Annotated in this window: 5 protein-coding genes; all 5 read right to left on the reverse strand. The window is 58.1% G+C overall.

The window, feature by feature from the left end:
* Positions 1-2 precede the first annotated feature (2 nt).
* The gene (locus tag Q0J81_RS03155; protein ID WP_294445987.1) at positions 3-1,664 is read right to left on the reverse strand and encodes an FAD-binding protein; all 1,662 of its coding nucleotides are present in this window, start codon (positions 1,662-1,664) and stop codon (positions 3-5) included.
* Between the two features lie 53 nt (positions 1,665-1,717).
* Complete coding sequence (locus tag Q0J81_RS03160; RefSeq protein WP_294445988.1) at positions 1,718-3,097, reverse strand: anion permease; 1,380 nt, start codon at positions 3,095-3,097, stop codon at positions 1,718-1,720.
* Between the two features lie 126 nt (positions 3,098-3,223).
* Entirely contained in the window at positions 3,224-4,606 is a 1,383-nt protein-coding gene (locus Q0J81_RS03165; protein ID WP_294445989.1) for an SLC13 family permease, read from the reverse strand.
* Between the two features lie 223 nt (positions 4,607-4,829).
* Positions 4,830-6,500 carry an FAD-binding protein gene (locus Q0J81_RS03170; protein ID WP_294445990.1) on the reverse strand — a complete coding sequence of 557 codons (1,671 nt, stop codon included), beginning with the start codon at positions 6,498-6,500 and terminating at the stop codon, positions 4,830-4,832.
* Positions 6,501-6,570: 70 nt separating this feature from the next.
* Positions 6,571-6,825 carry a ferredoxin family protein gene (locus Q0J81_RS03175; RefSeq protein ID WP_294445991.1) on the reverse strand — a complete coding sequence of 85 codons (255 nt, stop codon included), beginning with the start codon at positions 6,823-6,825 and terminating at the stop codon, positions 6,571-6,573.
* Positions 6,826-7,012 lie beyond the last annotated feature (187 nt).

A 7,012-nucleotide genomic window follows, 5' to 3' on the forward strand; every position in this document is an offset into this window, starting at 1 on the left:
AGTTATCTCCAGCTCATGAGGTTGTGATTGCCATCCTTGCGGATGTAGTGCTTCTTTCCGTTCAGGCGGAGGTCAGGCAGCCGGAAGTCGGCCCTTTTGTGGTAGCCGCGGCTTTCCCGGCGTTCCAGCGCCATTTCGAACATGAGCTCGGCAAGTTCGTACAGATTGAGTATGCCGAGGCACATGGAGAGTTCATGGGGATTTTCCGCCTTCAGAGTGGCAAGGGCGTGCTCATGCACGCGGCGCAGATGGGAAAGACCGTGCTCCATGCCGGCGGCGCTGCGTACTTCGCCGCAGTAGTCCCAGGTGATGTTCTGAAGCGCCTGCAGAGCTTCCGTCCAGTGGGCCCCGCTTTCCCTGTCGAGCATGGCGTTGAATCTTTGCACGACGCGTCCGACGACGGCGTCGGCATCGGTGTCGGCACACGTTTTTTTGTTCCTCACATATTCGGCTGCGGCATCGGCTGCCCACCAGCCGGTGACGGCGGCTCCGGCTATGCCGCCGTAGCCTTCATCGCCTCCGGCATAGAGGCCGGGCACGCAGGTTTCCGAGCGGTCGTTGAAGACGATGCCGCTGGAAGGGGGCATGAGCAGAGGATAGGTGGCAAACTCCACGGCAGTGTCCATAAGGTCTACGCCTTCCTGACGGAAGTGACGAAGCAGCGTGTAGTTGCCTTCCTGGCGCAGCCAGTGATGCATGGTTTCCATCTGCTTTTCCGTCAGGCCCGTCATGTCCATGAAGATGGGGCCGCGGCCTTCTTTGTTGGACTCTTCGATGAATTCCTTGCGCACTTCCATGGTGATGTCGCCGTACAGGGGATTGGGCGCATCAAGGAAGGGGCCGAGAGGTTTGCCTGAAGGATCGCGCAGTACGCCTTCCCATGTGGCCTGGCCGTTGCGCGAGAAGTATTTGATGCCTGAGTGCAGCGAAGGCATTTCCAGATTGCACAGTTCCGCGCCGGCACGGAAGGCCATCATGCGGCCGTCGGCGGTAAGGTTGAGCATGTCCGGGGTCGCGCCCACGGAGCCGCGGCTGCAGAATGGCCAGAGATTGTTCACCAGGCCCGTTCCCAGAAGAACGGCCTTGGCGTGGTAGACGTACAGGGCCCTTTCCCTGGTATCCACGGCCACGGCTCCGGCAACGCTCCCGTCGTCGTTGAGAAGCAGCTCATACCCCATGCGGCGGTTGTGTATTTCCACGCCGCGCTTTTTGGCCTGGGAAGTGAGAACGGACTTCTGATCCCGGCCGTTGTACTTGAGGAAGGCTCTGGTTCGTCCGGGGAGGGAATGGCCTGCAAAGTAGTAGGAGCCCTCATGTTTCATGGGAATGCCCCAGGCATCCCACATTTTGACGATCTCGTTGGTCTTGAAGAAGAACTTTCGCGCCCATTCCGGCCCCATCTGGCGCAGGCGGTCGCCGTTCTGAAGACGCAAGACGTCTTCTATGAAGGTTTCATACTCGCCGTGTACTTCGGGAATGTAGCAGATGAAGTGATCGTTCCCCAGACCGGCCGAGCCGCTGCGCTTGATGTTGGCCTTTTCCACGATGATGCACTTGAGGCCTGAATCCGCGGCGTTTATGGCCGCCATGAGGCCCGCGATACCGCCGCCGATGCATAGAAAGTCGGTGTCGTATCGAGATATGGTGAACTGGCTCTGCGACATGGATGTCCTCCTTGTTTCTCAGGGAATGATGGAGTGAAGCGTGAAGGCCCGGCTTACATGAGACCGATGAAGTTCCACCAGGGAATGGCGACACAGACAATGAGAATTCCGGTCACTATCATGCGGGCGAAGAGCGCGGGCATGATATGTCTGAGCGTGATCTTGCCGGTGATGAAGATGTAGAGCAGATAGACGGTTTCGTATGGGAACAGGTACTGGTCGAGCCCGTAGTTGAAGGCATAGAACACGGGAAGAGGATTGACGTTCATGGCTCTGCCGAGCTCGCCGATGGCGGGAGTGATGGCACCGAGGGCTGCCAGGGGGGTGAGAAGGAAGTTGACGGCAAGTCCGAGCATGTAGGACATGAATATGGAAACGGTTTCGCTCCATCCCGAAAGCAGGGGAACGATGCTTTGCACGGCCCAGGTGTTGAATCCCACGGCTCCGCCTACGAATCCTATGGACATGCAGCCCGTAACGAAGACAAGGAACATGATGCCGAGTTCGCTGATAGTCCCGGGATCGAGTATTTTGACGCAGGGCATGTAGCACAGAAGGGCGAGCACGCAGAACACGTACACGGGATCGATGCCGGTCCATGGCTGAACCATGAAGGCCGCGACGAGAATGAGGCAGATGACGGAAAGCTTGATTTCTCCAGCGTTCATCTTGCCGAGCTTGCTGTAGCTGTCGGACAGAAAGGCCATGACCTCGGAGCTCGTAAGCTGTTCCTTACCCTTGACCATGTAGATAAAGCCCATGGATACCACGGTGTAGATGACGGAAAAGAGCGTGCTGTGCAGGGCATAGGTCCAGAAGTCGATGATGACGTCGGTCCCCTTGAACAGCTCCTGAAATGCCCAGATGTTGGATTCCGAGGAATGCAGGAAGAGGAACTGCGGCCCGGCGCCGGCGAGGAACGCCATGAAGACGATGGACGAGGAAAGACGGGAGTTTTCCTTGATTTTCAGGGCGTCGATGATGCCCGTTGCAATGGTGCAGAGAATGACCATGCGGGCCAGAATGGAGGACATGAAGGAAGCCAGTACCAGACCGCCGATGACGAATCCGCAGGCAAGTCCGAAGAAGCTGCCGCCGCAGAGCCGTATGCAGCGGAGTGCTACGCGTCGGGCAAGTCCCGTCTGCTCCATGGCGTGCCCGAGAATGATGGCGCCGAAGGACAGCCAGGGCAGTACGGTGGTCCACGACTTGAAGACTACGCCCGGTCCGGCGACGCCGCCCAGAAGATAGCCGAAGGTGAGAAGTGCCGCCACGCCGATGGCCGGGAAGATGTTGAAAACCCACGCGGTCACGGCCATGCTGGTCATGGCCATGTAAAGGGGCATTTTGGGAGATACGTCCTGAGGCGCGGCCACATAGACGACACAGGGGATGATGATGGTCAGCAGCCAGAAAAGAGTTGTTTTTTTCATGGAGACCCGAACCTTGGTAGAGCGTTGCTGAAAACGGACCTGCGCGTAAAGAGGGTAAGGGTACAGATATCGGGGCTGTTCCCTTTATGAACATGAACTGCCGGTACGCCGGCGTTTCTGGAGCGGTTACATGATGCCCACGAAATTCCACCAGGGAATGGCTACAAGAGCGAGGAGAATGCCGCACAGAATGGCACGCAGGGCAAGCGCGGGAATGACGTGGGAGAGCGTCACGCGGCCGGTGATGAAGATGTAGAGGAAGTACACGGCCTCATATGGCAGAATGTACTGATCCACACCATACTGGAAGGCATAGAACAGCGGCAGGGGGTTCATGTTCAGTGCCTGTCCAAGATCGCCGATGGCGGGAGTGAAGGCTGCCGTGGCGGCAAAGGGAGTCAGCAGAAAGTTGACTATTACGCCGGAAGCATAGGCAATGAGCACCGACATGGTTTCTCCCCATCCCTGCAGGAAGGGCAGAACCTGCTGAACGGCCCAGGCGTTGAAGCCCACGGCTCCGCCTACGAAGCCGATGGACATGCATCCGGTGATGAAGACGAGAAACATGATCTCCAGCTTGCCTATGCCTTCCTCGGAGAGAATGCGTATGCCGGGCAGGTAGCAGATCATGGCCAGCACAGCGAAGATGAAGACGGGGTCGAGCTTTGTCCACGGCTGAAGCATGAAGGCGAGTACCATGCCGAGCACAAGAAGCAGAAGAATTTTTTCCTTGGAGCTGAGCGGTCCGAGCTCCTTGCCGCTGCTTTCGATGAAGGCCCGGACATTCTCCATGGAGGTAAGCTGTTCTTTACCCTTTACCAGCCACACGACACTCATGGAGGCAAGCGTGTAGATGACGGAGAAAAGGGAACCGTGCCAGGCATACTGCCAGAAGTCCACGGTAGTACCGTCCTTGAAAAGCATGGTGAAGGCCCAGATGAAGCACTCGGAAGTGTGCAGGAACATGAACTGAGGAGCGGCTGCCGCCATGAATGCCATGAGAATGATGGCGGAGGACATGCGGGACTTGGGATTGAGTCTCAGGGTGTCGATGATGCCGGAGGCTATGGCACAGAGCACCACAAGACGTGCCAGAATAGAAGGCAGCACAAGGGCAAGAACGAGACCGCCTGCAAAAAAGCCCCATGCAAGCCCTAAAAAGCTGCCGCCCGCAAGAGAGAGGCAGCTCAGAGCAAGCCGTCTGGCGAGTCCTGTTTTGTCCATGGCTTCACCTATGACCACGGCGGCAAAGGAAATCCAGGGCAGCACCGTGGCCCACGGGCCGAAAATGACTTCCATGGGGGCCACGTTGCCGAGCACGTAGCCGAAGGTGAGCAGCGCGGCCACGCCGATGGCGGGAAACACGTTGAAGGCCCAGGCAAGCACGGCCATGCTGGTCATGGCCATGAAGAGCGGAGCCTTCGGAGAAATGTCGGAGGGCGCGGCGAAGTAGACTATGATGGGCAGAATGAGGGTAAGGGGCCAACGGAGCATGGGCAGAACTTTCATGGAGACTCCGGGTGGGGCGGATGTTCCGGGCTGTTGCCGGACAAGTTCATGAAGAGGGGGCACGCCGGTCCGTAAGGCGGAAGCATGGCAACGTGCTGAAGCGCGTTGGTGAAGCGGAAGAGAAGAATTCCGTAGAGTGAGATCGTAAATGTCGGACGGCGCGGGCGTTAAACAACGCCATGCCCCGGTTTCCTCAGAGGGAAACCGGGGGAGGAGAGAGAACTCAGATGAGACGATCGCGCCAGGCGGTTTTCACTTCATCGCCTTCCTTCCATACGCGCAGGAATTTGTCGCGCAGGAGCGGGTTGGTGAAGGTGTAGTCGGAACGGATGTGACGTCCGCGGCTTTCCTTGCGTTCTCTGGCCGAGATCATGAGGGCTTCTCCGAGATCGAGCAGGTTGACGACCTCGGCGGCGCGCATGAGTTCATGGGCGTCGGTGGCGTACAGCTGCGTTTCGATTTTTTTGCGCAGGTCGCCGAGATACTTGATGCCTGCCGTCAGCATGGTGTCCGAGCGCACGCGGTGCGGGCCGCAGTCGGCGTATTCGGTCATGATCTGCTGCAGGGCAAAGTTGGCTTCCTGCCAGGACGCGCCGACTTTGCGTTCGTAGATGGAGCTGTAGAAGGCCATGCGCTCTTCGGCACTTTCCTGGGAAATGTCGCCAAGGGCTCGGGTGCGGTAGTCCGCCGCGTGATGGCCGGCTATCCAGCCGTACACGGCTGCCGCGCCGATGTCGCCGCTGATGTTGCCCATCATGTCGCCCGCGGCGAAAAGTCCTCGTACGTTGCTTTCGCCGTTGATGTCGATTTCTATGCCGTTGGTGACGAGGTTGGCTTCGTACTGGCCGAATTCCACGGCGTGCTTGCCGGGATCAATGCCTTCCTTGTCCATGTAGTCCAGAAGGGCGGTGAGTCCTTCGCACTTCATGGCCCAGCGCATGTGTTCAAGGTCTTCCTTGCTCGCTCCGGAGCAGTCCATGTAGGCGGGACCGCGACCGCTCAGCTTAAGGTCGGTGAAGGCCGAGGACCATACGTCGCTCGTCATGTCGCCGGTCTCCACATTGGGCTTCGTGATGAAGGGGCCGACGGGACGACCGTCGGGATAGCGATATACGCCTATCCATGTAGCCTTGCCGCAGCGGGCGAGAAAACGCGGTCCAGCATGGCGGTAGGTCTTTTCCATGTTCACGAGATAGGTGCCTATGCGCCACGCCTGCGCTATGGAATCGCCGGTGCCGGAAGGGCACATGTTGGTGTTGAACATCTGACTCGGCGTGGGATCGGTGGTGAACAGACGGCTCACGTAGCCCGTGGCCGCAACCACGGCCTTGGCCTTCACCGTGATGAACGAAGGCTCGTCGCCGGATGCGTCGAGAGCCAGCACGCCGGTCACGCCTTCCGCGTCGCGGAACATTTCCAGCACGGGAGCGTGGTTGAGAATCTTCACGCCGCGCTTTTTTGCCTGTTCGGTAAGCACGGCTTTCTGATTGTGACCGTCGTACTTGAGGAATATGCGCGGACGACCGGGATAGGCGTGGCCTTCAAAGTGGTAATCGCCGGTGGGCTTCATGTTGATGCCCCAGTCGTTCCACATGTTCACGATTTTAGGACTGGTCTCAAGAAAGCGCATGACGAGCGGGGTGTCGTTGCTGGTGGCGTTCTGACTGTCCATGAACTCGTTGTATACTACGCTGATGTCGCCGTGCTTTTCGGGTATCCAGCACAGAAAGTGATCGTTGCCCGTGGCGCCCGCGCCGCTTCGCTTCGTGTTGGCCTTGTCCAGAAGAACGACGCTCGCGCCCTTGTCCGCCGCCGCAATGGCGGCCATGAGTCCGGCTATGCCGCCGCCTATGACGGCGACGTCGGCTTCATGCTGCTGATTGAGAGGAATCATGGATGACCTCCGGAAAATGTTGAGTGAAGAGAATTCCCTTTCGGAATGACACGGTGGATTCGGGCTTTGTTCAGCGGACGGGCAGATCCCTGGGCTTCAGGGTGTCGGAATCCACATAGAGCAGCATGTGGGTGAGCGGCAGGCGCAGCTCTATGGCGTGGGCGCGGCAGTCCAGCACGCAGGCGTTGCAGTGCCAGCACTCGTAAGGACGCTTGACTTCGGGAATCCTGTCTTTCTTTCTGTTGTGACTGAATACCTGCAGGGGACAGACATCGGCGCATACGCCGCAGCCGAGGCACTTTTCTCTGTCGATGACCGGGGGCATATTCCTTCTCCTTCGCAAAAAGTGAACTTGCGTGGTGGGCATCTTGTTTGGTGATGCGTACACTTTTTCACAAAGCGGGAAGGGAAAATATCGCGCGTGCGACATTTTTTTTAAAGGCTCTGTCACAACAAATGGTTGATTTTTGACGAGAAATAGCGTATAATAATAGTAAGAAACAGTACCACCG

The organism is uncultured Mailhella sp., from assembly GCF_944324575.1.
GTDB lineage: Bacteria > Desulfobacterota > Desulfovibrionia > Desulfovibrionales > Desulfovibrionaceae > Mailhella.

Coding starts and splice junctions, on each gene's coding strand:
- Q0J81_RS03155 (WP_294445987.1), bottom strand. CDS start 1,664: ATGTCGCAGAGCCAGTTCACCATATCTCGATACGACACCGACTTTCTA.
- Q0J81_RS03170 (WP_294445990.1), bottom strand. CDS start 6,500: ATGATTCCTCTCAATCAGCAGCATGAAGCCGACGTCGCCGTCATAGGC.
- Q0J81_RS03160 (WP_294445988.1), bottom strand. CDS start 3,097: ATGAAAAAAACAACTCTTTTCTGGCTGCTGACCATCATCATCCCCTGT.
- Q0J81_RS03175 (WP_294445991.1), bottom strand. CDS start 6,825: ATGCCCCCGGTCATCGACAGAGAAAAGTGCCTCGGCTGCGGCGTATGC.
- Q0J81_RS03165 (WP_294445989.1), bottom strand. CDS start 4,606: ATGAAAGTTCTGCCCATGCTCCGTTGGCCCCTTACCCTCATTCTGCCC.